A 17,989-nucleotide genomic window follows, 5' to 3' on the forward strand; every position below is an offset into this window, starting at 1 on the left:
TTGTTGAACAATGGGGGTTATTATAATTATTTGGGGTGGGGGACACCGATTTTACCGGCGTTTGCCGGGAATAATAGTTTCGACCGCGGGTTGCCAGACACAGGTTGGCAGCGGATTTTGTTACGCCTTTAAATATCAAATGATTACAAACAGCCAACGGCCGTGTTAATATTATTCATGTCGTGATTGCTTACACAGATTTCTCTCTCGTAGCATGATTATCGCGCTATCCTGTGTCTGGTACAGCGCCGCGGAATTATTTTCGGCGTCCGATCTTTTCCGACGTGACGATTTATCGGCGGCATAGACGGCTAAAATTGAAAAATCAGCTCTGCTCCGCAAAGTTATTCGGAAGTATGTATTAATCTGTGTTCATTCTTGTCTGAAAAACAAGTAATATCTCTGGCGAAAACAGAGGCCGATTGCGTTACTCCCTTTTTTTGGAGATTTTTCCTTGATTAGCGTTCTTCTTGTTGATGACCACGAACTGGTGCGCGCAGGGATACGACGCATTCTTGAAGATATCAAAGGTATAAAAGTTGTCGGTGAGGCTCAGTGCGGTGAAGACGCCGTAAAATGGTGCCGTGGCAACGCTGTCGATATCGTGCTGATGGACATGAATATGCCGGGCATTGGCGGGCTGGAAGCCACGCGCAAGATTGTGCGTTATGCACCCGACGTCAAAGTCATCATGTTGACCATCCATACTGAAAATCCTTTGCCCGCGAAGGTGATGCAGGCGGGTGCCGCCGGTTACCTGAGCAAGGGCGCCGCGCCGCAGGAAGTGATTAATGCCTTGCGTTCCGTGCATGCGGGGCAGCGTTATATCGCGTCTGATATCGCCCAGCAGATGGCCCTGAGTCAGCTGGAACCGCAGGCCGAAACGCCGTTCAGCTGCCTGTCTGAACGCGAGTTACAGATCATGTTGATGATCACCAAAGGCAAAAAAGTGAATGAGATCTCGGAGCAACTGAGTCTCAGCCCGAAAACGGTGAACAGCTACCGTTACCGCATGTTCAGCAAACTGAATATCAGCGGCGACGTCGAATTGACTCACCTGGCCATCCGACATGGATTGTTCAATGCGGAGACATTGTTAAGCAGTGAATGACCGTTTTGATGCCAAAGCCTTCCTGAGTACCGTCACCAGCCAGCCCGGCGTCTACCGCATGTACGACGCCACGGGCACGGTGATCTACGTCGGTAAAGCCAAAGACCTGAAAAAGCGTCTCGCCAGCTATTTTAGGCAGCAGGTCAGCAGCCGTAAAACCGAGACACTGGTTAAAAATATCGCGCAAATAGACGTAACGGTTACCCACACCGAAACAGAAGCGCTGCTGTTGGAACATAACTACATTAAATTGTACCAACCGCGGTATAATGTTCTTTTGCGAGACGATAAATCTTACCCACTGATTTTTCTCAGTGCGGATACCCATCCCCGTTTGGCGGTACATCGCGGCGCCAAACACGCCAAGGGCGAATATTTCGGGCCTTTTCCCAACTCTTATGCCGTACGCGAAACGCTGGCGCTGCTGCAGAAGCTGTTCCCGATTCGTCAGTGCGAAAACAGCGTATATCGCAACCGTTCTCGTCCGTGCCTGCAGTATCAGATCGGCCGCTGTCTGGGGCCTTGTGTTGCCGGCCTGGTGAGCGAAGAAGAATACCAGCAGCAGGTGGACTACGTGCGGCTGTTCCTTTCTGGTAAAGATCAGCAGGTATTGCACCAGCTGATTGCGCGTATGGAAGAAGCCAGCAAACTGCTCAATTTCGAAGAGGCGGCGCGCATTCGCGATCAAATTCAGGCCGTGCGTCGCGTCACCGAGCGGCAGTTTGTGTCGGGCGACAGCGACGATCTGGACGTGATCGGCGTAGCGTTCGATGCCGGTATGGCGTGCCTGCACGTGCTGTTCATCCGTCAGGGCAAGGTGCTGGGCAGCCGCAGCTATTTCCCTAAAGTACCGGGCGGCACGGATATGGGCGAAGTGGTGCAGACCTTTGTCGGCCAGTTCTATCTGCAGGGTAGCCAGGCGCGCACATTGCCCGGCGAGATCCTGCTGGATTTCAGCCTGCCGGAAAAAGACCTGCTCGCAGAATCGCTCTCCGGGTTGGCGGGGCGCAAGATCCAAATTCAAAGCAAACCGCGTGGCGACCGCGCCCGTTATCTGAAGCTGGCGCGCACCAACGCGGCAACGGCGTTGACCACCAAGCTTTCGCAACAGTCGACTATTCATCAGCGGCTGGCGGAATTGGCCAAAGTGCTGAACCTGACGGAAATCAACCGTATGGAGTGCTTCGATATCAGCCATACCATGGGCGAGCAGACCGTGGCTTCGTGCGTGGTGTTCGACGGTAACGGCCCGGTGCGCGCGGAGTATCGGCGCTACAATATCAGCGGCATCACTCCAGGCGATGACTACGCGGCGATGACGCAGGTGCTGAAGCGCCGTTACGGCAAGGCGCTGGAAGAGAAAAAGATCCCGGATGTCATTTTCATCGACGGCGGTAAAGGGCAGCTCGGCATGGCGATCGACGTATTCAAATCGTTGAACGTTACCTGGGACAAGAATAAGCCGCTGCTGATTGGCATCGCCAAAGGCGCCGATCGCAAGGCCGGGTTAGAAACGTTGTTCTTCGTGCCGGAAGGCGAGGGGATTTCGCTGCCGCCGGATTCGCCGGCGCTGCATGTGATCCAACACATCCGTGACGATTCACACAATCATGCGATTACCGGCCACCGGCAGAGAAGGGCGAAAGTCAGAAATACCAGCGCATTGGAGTTGATTGAAGGCGTAGGGCCGAAACGGCGCCAGGTGCTGTTGAAGTATATGGGCGGACTGCAACCTTTGTTGAACGCCAGCGTGGAGGAAATTGCAAAAGTGCCGGGTATTTCACAAGCATTGGCAGAAAAGATCTACAATGCATTGAAACACTGAGGGCAATGTAGCAACATACTCTTAATTTCCACTCTAGCCAGATAGTTACCGTAGCATTATGCAATTGAATATACCGACTTGGCTTACCCTGTTTCGCGTAGTTCTGATCCCATTCTTTGTGCTGGCGTTTTATCTGCCGTTCAACTGGGCTCCGATGGTTTGCGCCGTTATCTTTGTGTTCGCCGCCGTCACCGACTGGTTTGACGGTTTCCTGGCACGCCGCTGGAAACAAACGACGCGCTTCGGGGCGTTTTTGGATCCGGTTGCGGACAAAGTGATGGTGGCGGTGGCGCTGGTGTTGGTGGCGGAACACTACCACAGCTGGTGGATCACGCTGCCGGCGGCCACCATGATCGCCCGTGAAATCATCATTTCGTCGCTGCGCGAGTGGATGGCGGAAATTGGCAAACGCAGCAGCGTGGCGGTGTCCTGGATCGGCAAAGTGAAAACCATGGCGCAGATGATGTCGCTGGTGGGCTTGCTGTGGCGCCCGGATCGCTCCGTAGAGTATGTGGCGATTGGCTTGCTGTATATCGCAGCGGTGCTGACTTTCTGGTCGATGTTCCAATATTTGAACGCGGCACGCAACGATCTGCTGGAACCGTGATCGATACGCTGCAAAAATCGGCAAACGATCGTGATGAGCCAACAATTTTATTGACTCATCACGTCAGGTAAGTAGAATGCATCGCATCAGACGACAACGATGAATTGCCAAAAGATAGCAAATAAATCAGTCAGTTCTGGTAATGCGGGAATAGCTCAGTTGGTAGAGCGCAACCTTGCCAAGGTTGAGGTCGCGAGTTCGAGCCTCGTTTCTCGCTCCAAACATTGGCCTGTTGGATCCCCGTGATTCGGCAGGTAAACGAAAAGGGGCTTCGGCCCCTTTTCGTTTTCTAATCCTTTGCCGTCCGGCGAAACCTTTCTTCAACGTGATACATCGATTATTGCCTCTGTATATCCTGTCGTTTTCATACCGCAGGATGCATCCGTTGCATGGTGTAATCAGGCACATTTGATTGGATATTGTGCCGGTGCTCCCGTGCGGTGTACGGCCTGACATCAGTCTCTACCTCTGCAGTTCCGTTGGCTATTCAGGGCGGCGACGTTGGGTTGGGGGAGTGATATCCCACTTTCGGAACGGTGCTCGGTTTTCTGCCGGTATGTTTGGTGGGAGCTATCGTCGAAATCGCTCTTCCTGGCATTCGCCGATTACGGTGGTTTCTGCTGTTATACGTGCGTGGTCAGCTAGCGGCGCGGAGATTGCGCGATGTCACCCATAATGATGTTTTGCACGGTACCCCATCATCATAAGCAAATGAAACCCGCAGAGGGCGCGGGTAAGTGATTCCTGCCAAGAAAAAAGATCCGATTCGCCCGTGAATCCCTGAGCCGATGCATATAAAATCAACATTCCGCTTGCCTTTCCGTTGGCATTGTGAACAGTGCGCCCACAAAATAAGCAGTTGAAAGCGTTAGAGAACTTTTTGCTATTTCGGGGGGTTGCCAAGGTGGGGGGTTTAGTCCATAATGCAGTCCATCGATTCGGCGGTAACGAAATAAATTACTTAAGAATCAGATGATTAAGATAAGCGATTTCAACATCGCGGATCAAAAGAACAAAACGAAGTGGGTGAATCACCGGCTTTGGCCTGAAAAGGCAAACAGAATAAAGGCGCGTTAACAAAGCGGTTATGTAGCGGATTGCAAATCCGTCCAGTCCGGTTCGACTCCGGAACGCGCCTCCAACTTTCCCGAGCCCGGGTGGTGAAATCGGTAGACACAAGGGATTTAAAATCCCTCGGCTTATGGCTGTGCGGGTTCAAGTCCCGCCCCGGGTACCAGGGAATGAAAATACCGAATAATCAAAGCAATAAGTAGTAATGTCGTAGACCGCCGAGAGGCGGTTTTTTTGTGCCTGAAATTCGTATTATACCTGCATCCTTTCTTGTCGTGCTGCCACCCTGCCTGTACGGAGCCCCTCAGGGCTCCGAAATACAACTCATAAGAAACCGAACGCCGCGGCGAGGATCCAGCCGAAGACGCAGGAGACGCTGACGCCGATCAGGCCGGGCAGAATAAAGCTATGGTTGATCACGAAGCGGCCGATGCGGGTGGTGCCGGATCGGTCGAACTGGATTGCCGCCAGATCGCTGGGGTAGGTTGGCAAAATGTAATAGCCGTAACAGGCCGGCGCCGAAGCGACGATATAGGCCGGGTTGACGCCGATCGCCAGCGCCACCGGCACCAGTGCCGCCAGCGCGGCGGCCTGCGAGTTGACGAACTTCGACACCAGCAGCAGGATCAGCGCATAGGCCCAGGGGTATTCTTTCACCAGCACGCCCAGCGTGGCTTCGATCTGCGCCAGATGCGCGCCGAACATGGTTTCCGCCATCCAGGCGACGCCATACACCGCCACGATGGCGATCATGCCGGAGCGGAACACTTCGTTTTTAGAGATAGACGCCGGGTTGGTGCGGGTAATGATGACGATCAATGCCCCGGCCATCAGCATACACATCTGGATCACCAGGACCATGGAGAGCGGCTTGCCGCCGAAGCTGGGCCGCAGATCGGAAAACGCCCCCAGTACCGCCACCAGTGCGATGGTGGCGAGGAAAATCCACATGGCGATCCAGTTGCTGCGTGGCAGCACCCGGTCGAGTAAGGTGGCGGCATCGCCATAAACGTAGCGATGGTTTTCCGGCACCGAGATGAATTTCTGGAACTCCGGGTCTTTGTCCAGGTCTTTGCCACGGAACCAACTGAAGATGCCGATCGCCAGAATGCCGCACAGGGTAGACGGGATGGTGATAGACAGCAGATCGAGGAATTCCAGATGGCGGCCATTGAAGGTGTAGCTGCTGAGCATCGCCACCAGTGAGACTACCGCCACTGAAACCGGGCTGGCGATAATGCCCATCTGCGCGCCGATCGAGCTGGCCGCCATCGGTCGCTCCGGGCGGATGTTGTTTTTGATTGCCACGTCATAAATGATCGGCAAGATGGTGTACACCACGTGCCCGGTGCCGCACAGAATAGTGAGAATGCAGGTCACGAACGGTGCGATGATCGAGACATAGCGCGGGTTACGTCGCAGCATCCGTTCGGCGATCTGCAGCATGACGTCCAACCCGCCCGAGGCCTGCAGGGTGGCGGAAGCCGCCACCACCGCGATAATCACCAGCATCACGTCCACCGGCGGTTTGCCGGGCTGCAGGTGAAAGCCGAACACCAGGATCATCAACCCGATCCCACCCAGTAACCCCAGCGCAATGCCGCCCTTACGCGCCCCATACAGCAGGCATGCCAATATCACCGCTAATTGCAGAAAGAAATCCATGATAGATACGCCTTAATAATGTTGAACTTAACTGCGTTCAGTTTCCGGCTGCGCTGGCAGCAGAAAGTTGTTTTAAATCTAAAGGCGCTAAAAAATTAGGGTTATTAGCGCTAAAGAGTGATGACGGTCACGTTCAGAGAATCTGAAGAGCAGGCGGCTGACGACATCAGCACGAAAAAACAAGTCAAGAGGTCAGACCTCTCCTATATAACGGGTTTATCACCAGAGGAGAGATCAATGGATCCGACAAAAATGACAGGACTGGCGCTATTACAGGCTGCGATGGCCGGTAAAATTCCACCGGCCTCGATCGCTGAAACCGTGCCCATGAAACCGGTTGCGGTGGAAGAGGGGTATATCCGCATCGTGGCGCGGGCCGACGGGCGCCACCTGAATCCGCTGGGAGGCGTTCATGGCGGCTTTGCCGCCACGGTCTTGGACTCGGTGACCGGTTGCGCGGTGCACAGTATGCTGGGCGCGGGGATTGGTTATGGCACCGTCGATCTGCAGGTTAAAATGTTGCGCCCTGTGCCGAAGGAAACTGACCTGATCGCCGAGGGGCGTCTGGTCTATGCGGCGAAAAACGTCGCTTTCGCTGAAGGCACGCTCAAAACGGCGGAAGGGAAGCTGCTGGCTTCGGCAACCGCCACTTGTTTTATCATTCGCCCTACCGAACAAGCACCGCAATAATCTGCTTTTTGTCGGGCTTCGGGCTATCAACCCGGGGCCCGATGCAATTCTCTTCGGCTGCATATCTTGCTGCGCTACGATGACAGGCGCGATACACCATTGTGGTCTAGTATTCTTGGGTAAAAATTTATCGGGGTGATTATGCAGCCGTATAAAGAGATTGAGTTTGATCATGAGCTTTGTCTGGCGATCGGCAAAGCCGTATTAGACGTGGTGGCGCAGGGGGAAGAAACCAGCGCTCCGGGGGTGATGAGCGCGATCGAGCGGTCGATGGTGCAGGGGCTGAATGACGACGAAATCGCCGCTGCTGACGATGCCCTGGATTTGATGGCGCGTCTCATCCACGGCTGCCGGATTGTTAACCTACCGGGTGAAGAGGAGACTTCCCATGCATTGGTTGAATTTCAAGCGCTACAAGAGTGACGTTGCTAAACAGGCCGTGCCGCCGCATTTGAATGCGGCTGAATTTGCGCGGTATTACGCCGATAAGCCGCAAACCGATACGGAAGAGTATCTTTCGCTCAGCGGGGAGATGTGCTGGGATGCGGTGGTGCTTTGCGCTCATCGTTCAGGCGCGCTCAGTAAGGCGAAATACAAGCAGCTGTGGCAGACGGTGTTCGATAAGCAATACAAACATTTCGTCAGCCCTGACGATAACGAGATCCGCACCATGGCGGATATGCTGCGCGCGCCGCAGGGATGTTTTATCGGCATATTCTCCCTGCGTGACGCGGCGGCGCCCCGTTTGCTGCATGCCATGATCGGCACCGGTGCAGGATTTGCCGCCGGCAATAAAAATCTTTGCATCGGCGTGGGAGGCGCGGTCGGTTGGGAAAATCTCAATCTGGCGCGCGATCTGCGCTGGCAGCCGGAAGGCGGTTTTTTACGCCAGGGCGACAACGAAGTACTGCGCATTTTTTATCGGCCTTTCCCCGCCTGAGTCGGTTCGCATGCTTCTGGGATAAAAAATCGCCGTCTGGCGGTTTTTTTGTTGGCGCGTGTCGCCCTTATTTAAACCCGCCGTTGCGAATGAACTCGAGACCGGCGGCGGTGATCCGCGTTTGATGCGGGTCGATATCATAGTTGTTCTCATCGATGTCGCTCATCACATAGGCCTGTATCAGCCCTTTGGTTTTGAGATAGGCGAAGGGATCGGCGAAGGCATGCGGGCTAGTGGCGTCTTGTTTCCACAGTTCGTAGTTTTTTTCATCCAGCGTGCCGGGGTGATTGGCGGCCAGTCGGGTCAGGATCTGATTGTAGAACGCATAATCGGTCATGATGCAGTCCCCTTATCGCGAGCGATAATCGTGGAAAATGGCGGTAACGTCTTTTAATCATAGCCGATGTTTTCCACAGCCTGCGTCGGCGTGGGGTTAGCTGCGTTGGCTCTCAATCCAGTGAAACAGGCGTGAAATGCTGAAGGTGATATCGCCAATGTTGAAGAACGCGCCAAACCACAGGGCGAGCATAACAAGGATGCCGATGATGACGGGAAGATCCATTTTGCTCATGATCATGTTCTTCATCAATAAAGCGTGTGCTGCAAAGCGTACCACCAATCCCGATGGTCATAAAATGCGCTGCGCATTATTTCGTTTGAAATCAAAATAAAAAAGCCACCCAATCGGGTGGCTTTTGCCTTTCAGCGCCGATCAGTCCAGCTTGGGATGCTGGTCGATCAGGATCTGTTTTTTCTTTTCCAACTCGGCGATCTGCGCGTTGATGTCCTCGACTTTCTGTTCGATGTTGTCGTAGGTCTCCTGCAGCAGCTCTTTCGCCTCTGAGCGGTCAGATGCCGCCGGCGTCGCGCCGCGCAGCGGCTTGTTGGCGGTCTCTTTCATGTACAGACCGGTGATAAGACCGATCACCGCCACCACCATCAGGTAGTAGGCCGGCATGTACAGGTTGCCGGTCGCTTCGACCAGCCAGGCAGCGGCGGTCGGCGTCGCACCGGCGATCAGCACCGAAATGTTGAACGAAATCGCCAGCGCGCTGTAGCGAATGTGCGTCGGGAACATCGCCGGCAGGATGGAAGCCATCACTCCGGTGAAGGAGTTGAGCAGCACCGCCAGCACCAGCAGACCGACGAAGATCAGGCCAATCACGTTGCTGTTGATCAGAATGAAGCACGGGATCGCCAGCGCTAACAGGCCGATGCTGCCGCCGATGATAAACGGCTTACGGCCGATGCGGTCGCTGGTCAGGCCAATCACCGGCTGCACGAACAGCATGCCGATCATGATGGCGATGATGATCAGAACGCCGTGATCTTCCGAGTAGTGCAGGTTATGCGACAGGTAGCTCGGCATATAGGTCAACAGCATGTAATAGGTCACGTTGGTGGAAATCACGATACCGACACACACCAGCAAACTTTTCCAGTGTTTGGCCGCGATCTCTTTGAACGAGGTTTTCGGCGGATTTTCGATGGCGTTGCGGTCTTCTTTCTCCATCTTGTCCACGTGCTGCTGGAACGCCGGGGTTTCTTCCAGCGCATGGCGCAGATAGAGGCCGATCAGGCCCAACGGCGCGGCGATGAAGAACGGAATGCGCCAGCCCCAGTCGAGGAAGTTGGCTTCGCCGACGATGCTGGAGATCAGCACCACCACGCCTGCACCCATCACAAAGCCGGCGATGGAGCCGAAGTCCAGCCAACTGCCCATAAAGCCGCGTTTGCGGTCCGGCGAGTATTCGGCGACGAAAATTGCCGCACCGGAATATTCACCGCCGACGGAGAAGCCCTGCGCCAGTTTGGCCAGCAGCAGCAGGATCGGCGCCCAGATGCCGATCGACGCATAAGACGGTATCAGACCGATACAGAAGGTGCTGACCGCCATGATGATAATGGTGACCGAGAGGACTTTTTGACGGCCGAACTTGTCACCCATGGCGCCGAAGAACAGACCGCCGAGCGGACGCACCAGGAAGGGCACGGAGAAGGTCGCCAGCGCGGCGATCATTTGCACGCCGGGCGAGGCGCCGGGGAAGAAGACCTGGCCAAGCGCATAGGCGACAAAGCCGTATACGCCGAAGTCGAACCACTCCATCGCGTTGCCCAGGGCTGCCGCGGTGATCGCCTTCTTGAGTTTGCTGTCATCGATGATGGTGATGTCGTTAATGTGCATCGGTTTATGTCGTTTTTTTCTTAACTTCATATAATCATCCCTTAATGAATTATTCGTTGTTCGTGAAAGCGTAATCTCCGTTCACTGTTGTTTTCGAGTTATCAAATCGGCTAATCGAATCGCGGTTCAAGACGATTCATTATCCACATTTAAGTTGGGATGTGGATCACAAAATATCGTCTTTTATGCCAAGGTTATGTCATTTAGGTGACTAATTATTTTGCATCTATAGCTTAACGTTATATCTTGCGCCGATCAAATCCAGCAGTTTAACTTAAGTGTTTGCACCGATTTGGTGCGATAATGGTCTAATAAATGCGCAATTTGACGATTTTTCGTCTCATTGATGATGTTTCAAGTATAGAGAGTGCGGGAGATAAAACAGGGAAAATTGATGTATTCGCCACCAAAAAGGCGCCTGACCCAATGGCCAGGCCTTTTGGTTTAGGGTACCGGCGAACCGCCGAATTCCAGATAGAGTTTCGCCAGGTTCTGGTACTGCGCGAAGCGGTTTTCGTCCACCGCCAACTCCGCCTGACGGCGCTGCTCCTGAGCATTTAGCCAGTCGGTAATGGTGACGGCGCCCTGCCGATAACGCACCTCGTTCAGCCGTTCCGACTTGCGCGCCAGCGCCAGCGAGGCCTGCAGCTGCGTCTCTTGCGCCAGCAGCTGCGCACGCAGCGACAGGGCGTTATTCACATCGCCCATCGCCTTGTACAGTGCCTGCCTGAATTCCAGCACTTGCTGTTCGTAGTCATTACGGGCGATCTTGATATCCACGCCCATTTGCCGCCATTGCAGGAACGGCAGCGTCAGGCCGGCACCGAGGCTGCCGGTCGGGTTGCGCAGAAACTCCAGCAGAGCGCTGCTGCTGGCGCCCAGCGAGCCGGTCAGACTGAATGCGGGGTAGTATTGCAGACGTTTTTCGTCGACGTTGGCCAGCGCGGCGCGCAACCGCAGCTCTTTGGCGCTGAGATCCGGGCGACGGCTCAAGACGCTGGCGGGAATGCCGGTGCTGATCTGCGGCATTGCCGCCGTCGGCAAACGTGCGGGCGTGATGGTGGCCTGGCCTGAAGGCGCGCCCAACAGCACCGCCTGTTCGTTCAACGCCTGTTGACGCTCGTGTTGCAACGTCAGCAGCCGGCTTTCCTGCGTCAGCACGTTCTGTTCCGCGTTCACCACGTCCAGCGCCGAGATGCTGCCGGCCCGATAGCGGGCGTTGGCCAGCCGCAGCGTCTCTTTGGCATAGTCGATGCTCGCTTGGCTGACACCGATCTGCTGATTGAGGAAGCCGATGCGCCAGTAATTCGTGGCGGCGTTGGCCAGCAACGTTAGGCGGGCCGTCTGCAGATCCTGCTCGGAAGCCTGGCTGGCCCACTCGGCGGCGTCGCGCTGGCGCGCCAATTTGCCCCACAGATCGACTTCATAGCTCGTAGAGAGCGTTGCGCCGCTGGTTTTATTCCAGGCGGAGGACTCCGACAGCGGGCGATTGATGTTGCTGTTCAACGAGGCGTTGACGTCGGGCGCGGTGCTGATGCCGACGCGTTCCGCCTCGAGGCGCGCGCGGTAGACGCGCAACACGGCGACGGCCAGATCGTTGTTGCTGGCCATCACCTGTTGCAGCCAGCGGTCGAGCTCGGGATCGTGGAAATCGCGCCAGTCGAACGGCGTCGGCGTGGCGTTTTCGGCGGCGTGCTGCCAACTCGTCGGATAGTTGACCTGTGGCGCCCGGTAGTCGCTTTTCAGGGCGTTGCCGCAGCCGGCAGTGAGCAGGGCGGCGAGGCTTAATGCCAGGGGAGAGAAAATTTTCATGGGTTACTCGCTGGCCAATGAAACGACCGGATCCATCCTTGCCGCTTTGCGGGCGGGGAGATAACCGAAGACCATGCCGATTAAGGTTGAACAGAAAAACGCCGTCGCGGCGGCTTGCCAGGAATAGATGGCGGTGAACATGCCGCCCGCCAGCGAGGTGAACAGCGACCCGGCGGCGAACGACAGCGCGATGCCCAATGCGCCGCCGATCAGACAAACCAGCACCGCCTCGATCATGAACTGTTGCATGATGTCACCGCGCCGCGCGCCGACCGCCATGCGCACGCCGATTTCGTGGGTGCGTTCGGTAACCGAGACTAGCATGATGTTCATCACGCCCAGGCTGCCGATCACCAGCGCGATGGATGCCACCATCAGGATCAGCAGGCTAAAAGTCATTGACGTGCGTTCGATGGACTTTCGGATTTTATCGAAGTTGTACAAACGGAAATCTTTTACGCCGTGGCGTTGGGTCAACAGCTGTGTGATAGCGGTGACGGCCGATTCGCTGGCGACATTGTCCTTTAGCCGAACGGTGATGCCGCTGAGCGTCGGTTTGCCTACCATGCGATACATCACCGTGCTGTAGGGCATCCATACAGTGATGCGATTGGGCGCGTAGTTGCGATTGCTTTTAGCCACACCGATCACCCGGGCCGGCACCGAGCCGAGAAACACGATCTGGCCGAGCGGTTCGACGCCGAAATCGCCGAACAGCGCCTGGCGTGCATTGTCGTCGATGATCACTTCCTGCAGCGCATTACGATCGTCGCGGAAAGTCACGCCTTGTAACAGCTCGACGCCGTTAACGCGGAAATAGTCGCGCCCGACGCCGGTGATCGAGGCGGTGGCAGATTTGCTGCGAAAACGGATGCTGTCGGAAGCGTCTACTTCCGGGCTGACGCTGTCGACGAAGCTTTGCTGCGCCAGCGCGTCGGCATCGGCCGGTACCAGGGTGCGGATGCTGTCGATGGCGTCGTCGAAGAAATCGCGGCCCGGATAGATGCTTACCACGTTAGTGCCGAGATCTTTGAGGTTTTCCAGCGTGCGCTGTTTGGCGCCTTCGCCCAGCGCCACCACCGTGACCACGGCGGCGATGCCGAAGATGATGCCGGTCATGGTCAACGCGGTGCGCAGGCGGTGGGCGTTCATCGCCTTCAGCGCCATGTGCAGCGACTCGCGGGTGCGGTCGATCAGGCTTTGCCAGCCGCTTTGCCGGCTGCGGTTCGGCGGCGGCAGCGCTGCGACGGGCGCCGATTGGCGGCCGCTGTCAGCGATGATCTCGCCGTCCCGCAGCTCGATGACGCGCTGCGCATGTTGCGCCACGTTCATATCATGGGTGACGATCACCACGGTGTGGCCGCGCTGATTCAGTTCGCTCAGGATCGCCAGCACCTCCTGGCCGGATTGGGTGTCCAGCGCGCCGGTCGGTTCGTCCGCCAGGATAATTTCGCCGCCGTTGATCAGTGAGCGCGCGATGCTGACGCGCTGCTGCTGGCCGCCGGAAAGCTGGCCGGGCTTGTGGTCTTCGCGTCCCTCCAGGCCCAACCGCGCCAGCAGTTGCGCCGCCCGCTGCCGCCGCTGATCGCGCCGGGCGTTGGCGTAGATGGCCGGAATTTCGACGTTGCCCAGCGCGCTGAGGTCGGGCATCAGGTGATAACGCTGGAAGATAAAACCGATGTGCTCGCGGCGCAGGCGGGCCAGTTCGTCCGGCGACAGGTGGGCGGCGTTCTGGCCGCTGATGTAGTAGTCGCCGCGATCCGGTACGTCGAGACAGCCCATGATGTTCATCAGCGTCGATTTGCCGGAGCCGGAGGCGCCGATGATCGCCACCAGCTCACCGGCGGCGATGGTCAAATCGATGTCTTTCAACACCGTCAGCGCCTGACCGCCGTTGGTGTAGGTCCGGCTGATGCCTTTTAGCTCGATGATCGCGTTCACAGGAAGATGCCATCCTCAGCCGACTTGGCGGCAGGCTGCGATAGCACCACGGTTTCACCGGCTTTCAGGCCGCTGAGGATCTGAATGTCGACGTTGTTGGTGATGCCGGTGGTCACGTCGCGCGTTTCCAGCCGCTGATCCTGGGTCAGTACCTGCACCTGTTGCCCTTTTCCTTCGGTTTTATGCACGGCCTGGATAGGCACCAGCAGGGCATTCTTCGCTTCGTCGAGCAGCAAGGAAACCTGCGCGGTCATGGCGATGCGCAGGCGGTTTTCCGGGTTGGGCACGTCCAGCAGCGCGTTGTAATAGACCGACGCGTTCGAGGTGCCGGAGCCGGACGCGGAGCTGGTGCCGGCGAGCGAGTCGTCCTTCATCACCGATTCCGGCGCCAGTTCGATGGTGCGCAATGTGGCGTCGTAGCGTTTATCCGGATCGGAGAAAATGGTGAAGTAAGCCTTTTGCCCCGGCGAAATGCGGGTGATGTCGGCTTCGGAGATCTGCGCCTTGATGGTCATCATATCCAGACGCGCCAGCTTGACGATGGTCGGCGCACTTTGGGTTGAGTTGACCGTTTGCCCCTGCTGCGTGACCACGGCGATGACGATGCCGTCCATCGGCGCGACCACGCGGGTATACCCCAGATCGATCTTTTTCTTGTCGACTTCAATCTGCGCCTGCACCAGGCGCGCATTGAGCGAAAGCAGCTCGGCGCGGGTGGTGGCGAGCGTGGCTTCGGCGGTTTCGAAGTCTTCACGCGAGCTGGCTTCGTCGTTCAGCATGCGCCGCTGGCGTTTGAAACGCGACTCGGCCTGCTTAAGCTGTGCCTGTTTGGCCTGCAGTTCGGCTTTGATGACGTTCAGCGCCGCTTCGGCGTTGCGCAGATCGTTGCGCTGTTGCAGATCGTCGATGTCGGCGATCGGCTGCCCTTTGGTGACGCGATCGCCCAGTTTGACCTTCAGCGATTTGACTTCACCGGAGACCCGCGCGCCGACGTTAACGCGTTCGACGGCATCCAGCCGCCCGGTGGCCAGCACGGCGTTCTCGATATCGCCCAGGCGGGCCGGCGCGGTAACGTAATCCTGCTGCGGCGGGCGTTGCCAATAGAGGGCCAGCGCGATGGCGACGGCGATGAAAACGATGACGGCGATCAACGCCAGATGACGGGGTGTGAGTTTCAGTGATGGCATGCCCAGGTTTTCCATAACGATAAAAGCGGCGGTTGCAGTCTGCCATCATGGCAGCGCCAGCTTGAACTGGCGCTAAACGTGAGGCGCTTTCCCGCTGGAAAGGGGATAGTAAAGGCTTTCCCGCTAAAGATCACGGCGAGTTATTATCCTTCGAGTGTGCAACCGGCTGCGCGGCGCGTTATACTGGCTAAAAAACCAGTATTCATTCATCCGCAGGATAACGCCGCCGCCATGATGCCAAACCGCCTCGAGCCGGAACTCGACATTTACCACTACCCGGATCACCTGCGCGCTTGCCTGGCGCCATTGCCCAAGGGGCCTGGCGTCTATCTGTTCCACGGCGAGAGCGACAGCCTGCCGCTTTACATCGGTAAAAGCGTCAACGTACGCAGCCGGGTGATGGCGCATTTTCGCGCGCAGGATGAGGCAAAAATGCTGCGGCAAACCCGGCGCATCAGTTTTATCGAGACCGCCGGCGAGTTGGGGGCACTGCTGCTTGAGGCGCAATTGATCAAGCAACAACAGCCACTGTTTAACAAACGCCTGCGGCGCTCGAAACAGCTGTGCGCACTGCGTCTGCAGGCGGACAGGGTGACGATTGCCCATGCCAAAGAGATCGATTTCGCCGTCACGCCTCATCTTTACGGGCTGTTTGCCAATCGCCATGCCGCGCTGGAAAAACTGCGCGCCATCGCCGACGAGCATCGTTTATGTTACGGCAAGCTGGGGATCGACAAGCTGCCCGCCGGGCGAGCCTGCTTCCGCTACAGCCTGCGCAAGTGCGCCGGTGCCTGCTGCGGCGTGGAGTCGGCGCAGGAACATGCGCGGCGGCTCGGCGCGGCGCTTGAACAGCTGCGCATCGCCTGTTGGCCGTTCGCCGGGCGCGTGGCGTTGGAAGAGCAGGGCGAAACGCTGCGCCAGTACCATGTGATTCACAATTGGTTTTATCTGGGTTCGGTCAGCACCCTGGCGCAGGCGCAGCGGCTGCAGAGTGCGGCCAGCCACTTTGACAGCGATGGCTACAAGATTTTGTGCAAGCCGCTCATCGCCGGCGATTACCGGATTATTGAGCTGCCGTAATGCCATAACGCTATCGATAACCTAAGACTTATCTGTAAATTCAGGGTATTATGCTAAAAAAGCTTGAGTCCATAATGTTGTTATGGATAATGGCGCCCCGAAGCGAAGGAACGCGCTATTAACTCAGTTGGCAGAGTGATTGGTTTTATAATGGCTTGTTTTGGCTTGAAAATTGATAGACGCGGGTTCGAGTCCTGCATAGCGCGCCAGCTTTCTTCCCTTCATCTCACCGCGCTTACCGTAAAGCGCACCCGGGTTGATTTGCACTATCGGCTCCTCGTTGGGATTTTCGGGTGTGCTTTACCGTAACCGCTGGCTTTCCTTCCTCTTTCTCTTTCGATCCTTTGCTAAACTGTAATCAGGCAGGCTTGCTGCCCGGCAACAGGAGGTCGATATGTCTCACTCCGAGCAACTGCAGGAACTCTTGCAACGCGTCGCCGCCCTCGAGGCGAGAGAGAAAGCGCTGAGCGCCGCGTCCAACGCTTATCAGGCGATTATCACCACCATGTTGGGCAATATGGAGAAGACCGAACGAGATCGGATCATTGCGATGATCGATCAGGCCCACGAAATCGCTTACGCCCGCGCCATTCATCGCAGCAACGAACCGCAAAAGCAGAAAATCAAACAGGCCGACGATGTGGCCCAGCGCATGTTCATGTTTGCGCAAGGCAAGGCCGCTCAGCCACGTTGAAGCCGAACTATAACAGTTGCCGCCATTAAGTTGGCTAACTGATCTACCCGGCGAAACTGTACTTGTGTTACTTTTAGCGGTGAGATTTGATGGCAATGCTGTTTCCAGCATAAGGTTGTAACGATGGACGCGATTAAAAGCATCTTGGTTAAAGAGATTGAACAGATCAATCGGCGCGAAGGGCGGGACGGCAAGCCGCGCTTCAACAGCGAATTCGCCCGCACTCACCGCTATTTGTGCCTTGCCATGTTCGCCGGTTATTTCGCGGTGATCGCCGTGATGTACCAGGTGCCGTACATGGGGATATATGCCTTCCTGGGCTTCACCGCTTTCGTACTGTTTATGTTCGCCATGCTGCTGATAGAGATCCGGCCGGTATACCGCTTCGAGGACATCGGGGTGCTGGATCTGCGGGTTTGCTACAACGGCGAGTGGTACTTTACCCGCGCGCTGTCGCCTTATGCGGTGCAGCAACTGCTGGATGAGCCGTCTATCGGCGCCGCGTTGAAACAGAAGATGCGCGTGATCATCGGCAATAAGGGCGAAATCGACTTCTACGACGTGTACGACATGGCCTACGGAAAAAAGCCGCAGGATGAGCCACCGCAGTTGGCGGCGGCAAACTGAAAGGTTTCCGGCCGGCGGCTTGTCGATTATACTCAGCGTTTGAACACGAAGCAGAATGAGGACCAAGCGATGAGTGATGATATTTTCGATTTTGATATCGATGCCGAACTGGCGAAAGCCGAAGAAAAAGCGGCGCAGAAGGTAAAAGAGGTCCCTGAGTTCCTCGAGGACGAAGCGGACTGCGAAGGTTGCAAGATCTGATCGCCTGACCCATAAAAAAAACCGCCGCGGCGGTTTTTTTATGTCTGAGTGTCGTGCGATATCAATCCAGCACGAATCCCCAGATCAGGAACGCCGCCACCAGAATCAGGCAAAGCGCGGACACCGTCACCAGTATTTTCCCCAGAATGTCTTTTTCTTGTTCCTGCTGCGTCACGTTAAAATTATCCAATTAAAAGTCTATGGACCAAACCGGCGATGCCGAGATCGGCTGCCGCTACGCCCAGGGCCATGAGCATCATCACCGAAAGAAATCGAGTCTTGCCGTTCACATCCCTAATCCCTGACGGCGCCACTGCTAAATTGTTTTTATATCAAATGGATATAATTCAGCG

The 17,989-nt window shown here is 56.3% G+C and carries 18 protein-coding genes and 4 tRNA genes; 14 read left to right on the forward strand and 8 right to left on the reverse strand.

Translation table 11 applies throughout. The features are described from left to right. Nucleotides 1–454 precede the first annotated feature (454 nt). From uvrY to QDT79_RS13280, 6 genes are all read left to right on the forward strand, one after another. A complete protein-coding gene (uvrY, locus tag QDT79_RS13255; RefSeq protein ID WP_004927947.1) occupies nt 455–1,111 on the forward strand; it encodes a UvrY/SirA/GacA family response regulator transcription factor in 657 nt (218 codons plus the stop codon). Next, the gene (gene uvrC / locus QDT79_RS13260; RefSeq protein ID WP_063989492.1) at nt 1,104–2,936 is read left to right on the forward strand and encodes an excinuclease ABC subunit UvrC; all 1,833 of its coding nucleotides are present in this window, start codon (nt 1,104–1,106) and stop codon (nt 2,934–2,936) included. Before uvrY ends, uvrC begins: the two co-directional genes overlap by 8 nt. A 58-nt stretch (nt 2,937–2,994) precedes the next feature. Next, a complete protein-coding gene (gene pgsA / locus QDT79_RS13265) occupies nt 2,995–3,543 on the forward strand; it encodes a CDP-diacylglycerol--glycerol-3-phosphate 3-phosphatidyltransferase (RefSeq protein ID WP_004927937.1) in 549 nt (182 codons plus the stop codon). 144 nt (nt 3,544–3,687) lie between these two features. Beyond that, nucleotides 3,688–3,763: transfer RNA gene (locus tag QDT79_RS13270), tRNA-Gly, on the forward strand. An 847-nt stretch (nt 3,764–4,610) separates the two neighbouring features. Beyond that, nucleotides 4,611–4,684, forward strand: a tRNA-Cys gene (locus QDT79_RS13275). A 10-nt stretch (nt 4,685–4,694) separates the two neighbouring features. Further along, nucleotides 4,695–4,780: transfer RNA gene (locus tag QDT79_RS13280), tRNA-Leu, on the forward strand. A 158-nt stretch (nt 4,781–4,938) separates the two neighbouring features. On the opposite strand, the gene QDT79_RS13285 is transcribed toward QDT79_RS13280, so the two are convergent. Next, entirely contained in the window at nt 4,939–6,279 is a 1,341-nt protein-coding gene (locus QDT79_RS13285) for an anaerobic C4-dicarboxylate transporter (protein ID WP_025302367.1), read from the reverse strand. Nucleotides 6,280–6,516: 237 nt separating this feature from the next. On the opposite strand from QDT79_RS13285, the gene QDT79_RS13290 reads away from it, so the two are divergent. The 3 genes from QDT79_RS13290 (at nt 6,517) to QDT79_RS13300 (ending at nt 7,909) form a co-directional block, all read left to right on the forward strand. Then, nucleotides 6,517–6,969 carry a PaaI family thioesterase gene (locus tag QDT79_RS13290; protein ID WP_063989493.1) on the forward strand — a complete coding sequence of 151 codons (453 nt, stop codon included), beginning with the start codon at nt 6,517–6,519 and terminating at the stop codon, nt 6,967–6,969. A 141-nt stretch (nt 6,970–7,110) separates the two neighbouring features. Then, nucleotides 7,111–7,392 (forward strand): hypothetical protein, encoded by a 282-nt coding sequence (locus tag QDT79_RS13295; protein WP_063989494.1) that lies wholly within the window; start codon nt 7,111–7,113, stop codon nt 7,390–7,392. Continuing rightward, nucleotides 7,358–7,909, forward strand: coding sequence for a hypothetical protein (locus tag QDT79_RS13300; protein WP_308316601.1), 552 nt, complete (start codon nt 7,358–7,360; stop codon nt 7,907–7,909). Before QDT79_RS13295 ends, QDT79_RS13300 begins: the two co-directional genes overlap by 35 nt. 67 nt (nt 7,910–7,976) lie before the next feature. On the opposite strand, the gene QDT79_RS13305 is transcribed toward QDT79_RS13300, so the two are convergent. The 6 genes from QDT79_RS13305 to etsA form a co-directional block, all read right to left on the reverse strand. Further along, nucleotides 7,977–8,246 carry a hypothetical protein gene (locus QDT79_RS13305; protein WP_063989495.1) on the reverse strand — a complete coding sequence of 90 codons (270 nt, stop codon included), beginning with the start codon at nt 8,244–8,246 and terminating at the stop codon, nt 7,977–7,979. Nucleotides 8,247–8,342: 96 nt separating this feature from the next. After that, nucleotides 8,343–8,480, reverse strand: a complete 138-nt coding sequence (locus QDT79_RS13310; protein ID WP_165384368.1) for a hypothetical protein — start codon at nt 8,478–8,480, stop codon at nt 8,343–8,345. A gap of 141 nt (nt 8,481–8,621) precedes the next feature. Beyond that, nucleotides 8,622–10,124, reverse strand: coding sequence for a glycine betaine/L-proline transporter ProP (proP, locus tag QDT79_RS13315; RefSeq protein ID WP_063989496.1), 1,503 nt, complete (start codon nt 10,122–10,124; stop codon nt 8,622–8,624). A gap of 414 nt (nt 10,125–10,538) precedes the next feature. Beyond that, nucleotides 10,539–11,906, reverse strand: a complete 1,368-nt coding sequence (etsC, locus tag QDT79_RS13320; protein WP_308316603.1) for a macrolide efflux RND transporter outer membrane subunit EtsC — start codon at nt 11,904–11,906, stop codon at nt 10,539–10,541. Nucleotides 11,907–11,909: 3 nt separating this feature from the next. Then, nucleotides 11,910–13,847, reverse strand: coding sequence for a MacB family efflux pump subunit (locus QDT79_RS13325; protein ID WP_308316604.1), 1,938 nt, complete (start codon nt 13,845–13,847; stop codon nt 11,910–11,912). Then, entirely contained in the window at nt 13,844–15,034 is a 1,191-nt protein-coding gene (etsA, locus tag QDT79_RS13330; RefSeq protein ID WP_507200860.1) for a macrolide efflux RND transporter periplasmic adaptor subunit EtsA, read from the reverse strand. The genes QDT79_RS13325 and etsA overlap by 4 nt, the downstream gene beginning before the upstream one ends. A gap of 231 nt (nt 15,035–15,265) precedes the next feature. Between etsA and cho the strand changes: the two genes are divergently transcribed. The 5 genes from cho (at nt 15,266) to QDT79_RS13355 (ending at nt 17,636) form a co-directional block, all read left to right on the forward strand. Further along, nucleotides 15,266–16,114 (forward strand): excinuclease Cho, encoded by an 849-nt coding sequence (cho, locus tag QDT79_RS13335; protein ID WP_063990325.1) that lies wholly within the window; start codon nt 15,266–15,268, stop codon nt 16,112–16,114. A gap of 112 nt (nt 16,115–16,226) precedes the next feature. Beyond that, nucleotides 16,227–16,323, forward strand: a tRNA-OTHER gene (locus tag QDT79_RS13340). Nucleotides 16,324–16,508: 185 nt separating this feature from the next. Further along, nucleotides 16,509–16,808 carry a sigma-S stabilization anti-adapter protein IraP gene (locus tag QDT79_RS13345; RefSeq protein ID WP_063989499.1) on the forward strand — a complete coding sequence of 100 codons (300 nt, stop codon included), beginning with the start codon at nt 16,509–16,511 and terminating at the stop codon, nt 16,806–16,808. A gap of 123 nt (nt 16,809–16,931) precedes the next feature. Further along, nucleotides 16,932–17,435: a YlaC family protein gene (locus tag QDT79_RS13350; RefSeq protein WP_038875410.1), complete on the forward strand. Its 504-nt coding sequence runs from the start codon at nt 16,932–16,934 to the stop codon at nt 17,433–17,435. Nucleotides 17,436–17,504: 69 nt separating this feature from the next. Then, nucleotides 17,505–17,636 (forward strand): hypothetical protein, encoded by a 132-nt coding sequence (locus tag QDT79_RS13355; protein ID WP_015377413.1) that lies wholly within the window; start codon nt 17,505–17,507, stop codon nt 17,634–17,636. Between the two features lie 61 nt (nt 17,637–17,697). On the opposite strand, the gene QDT79_RS13360 is transcribed toward QDT79_RS13355, so the two are convergent. Continuing rightward, nucleotides 17,698–17,826 (reverse strand): hypothetical protein, encoded by a 129-nt coding sequence (locus QDT79_RS13360; RefSeq protein WP_016928228.1) that lies wholly within the window; start codon nt 17,824–17,826, stop codon nt 17,698–17,700. Between the last annotated feature and the right edge of the window lie 163 nt (nt 17,827–17,989).

It is taken from the genome of Serratia marcescens (assembly GCF_029846115.1).
GTDB classification, from domain to species: domain Bacteria; phylum Pseudomonadota; class Gammaproteobacteria; order Enterobacterales; family Enterobacteriaceae; genus Serratia; species Serratia marcescens_L.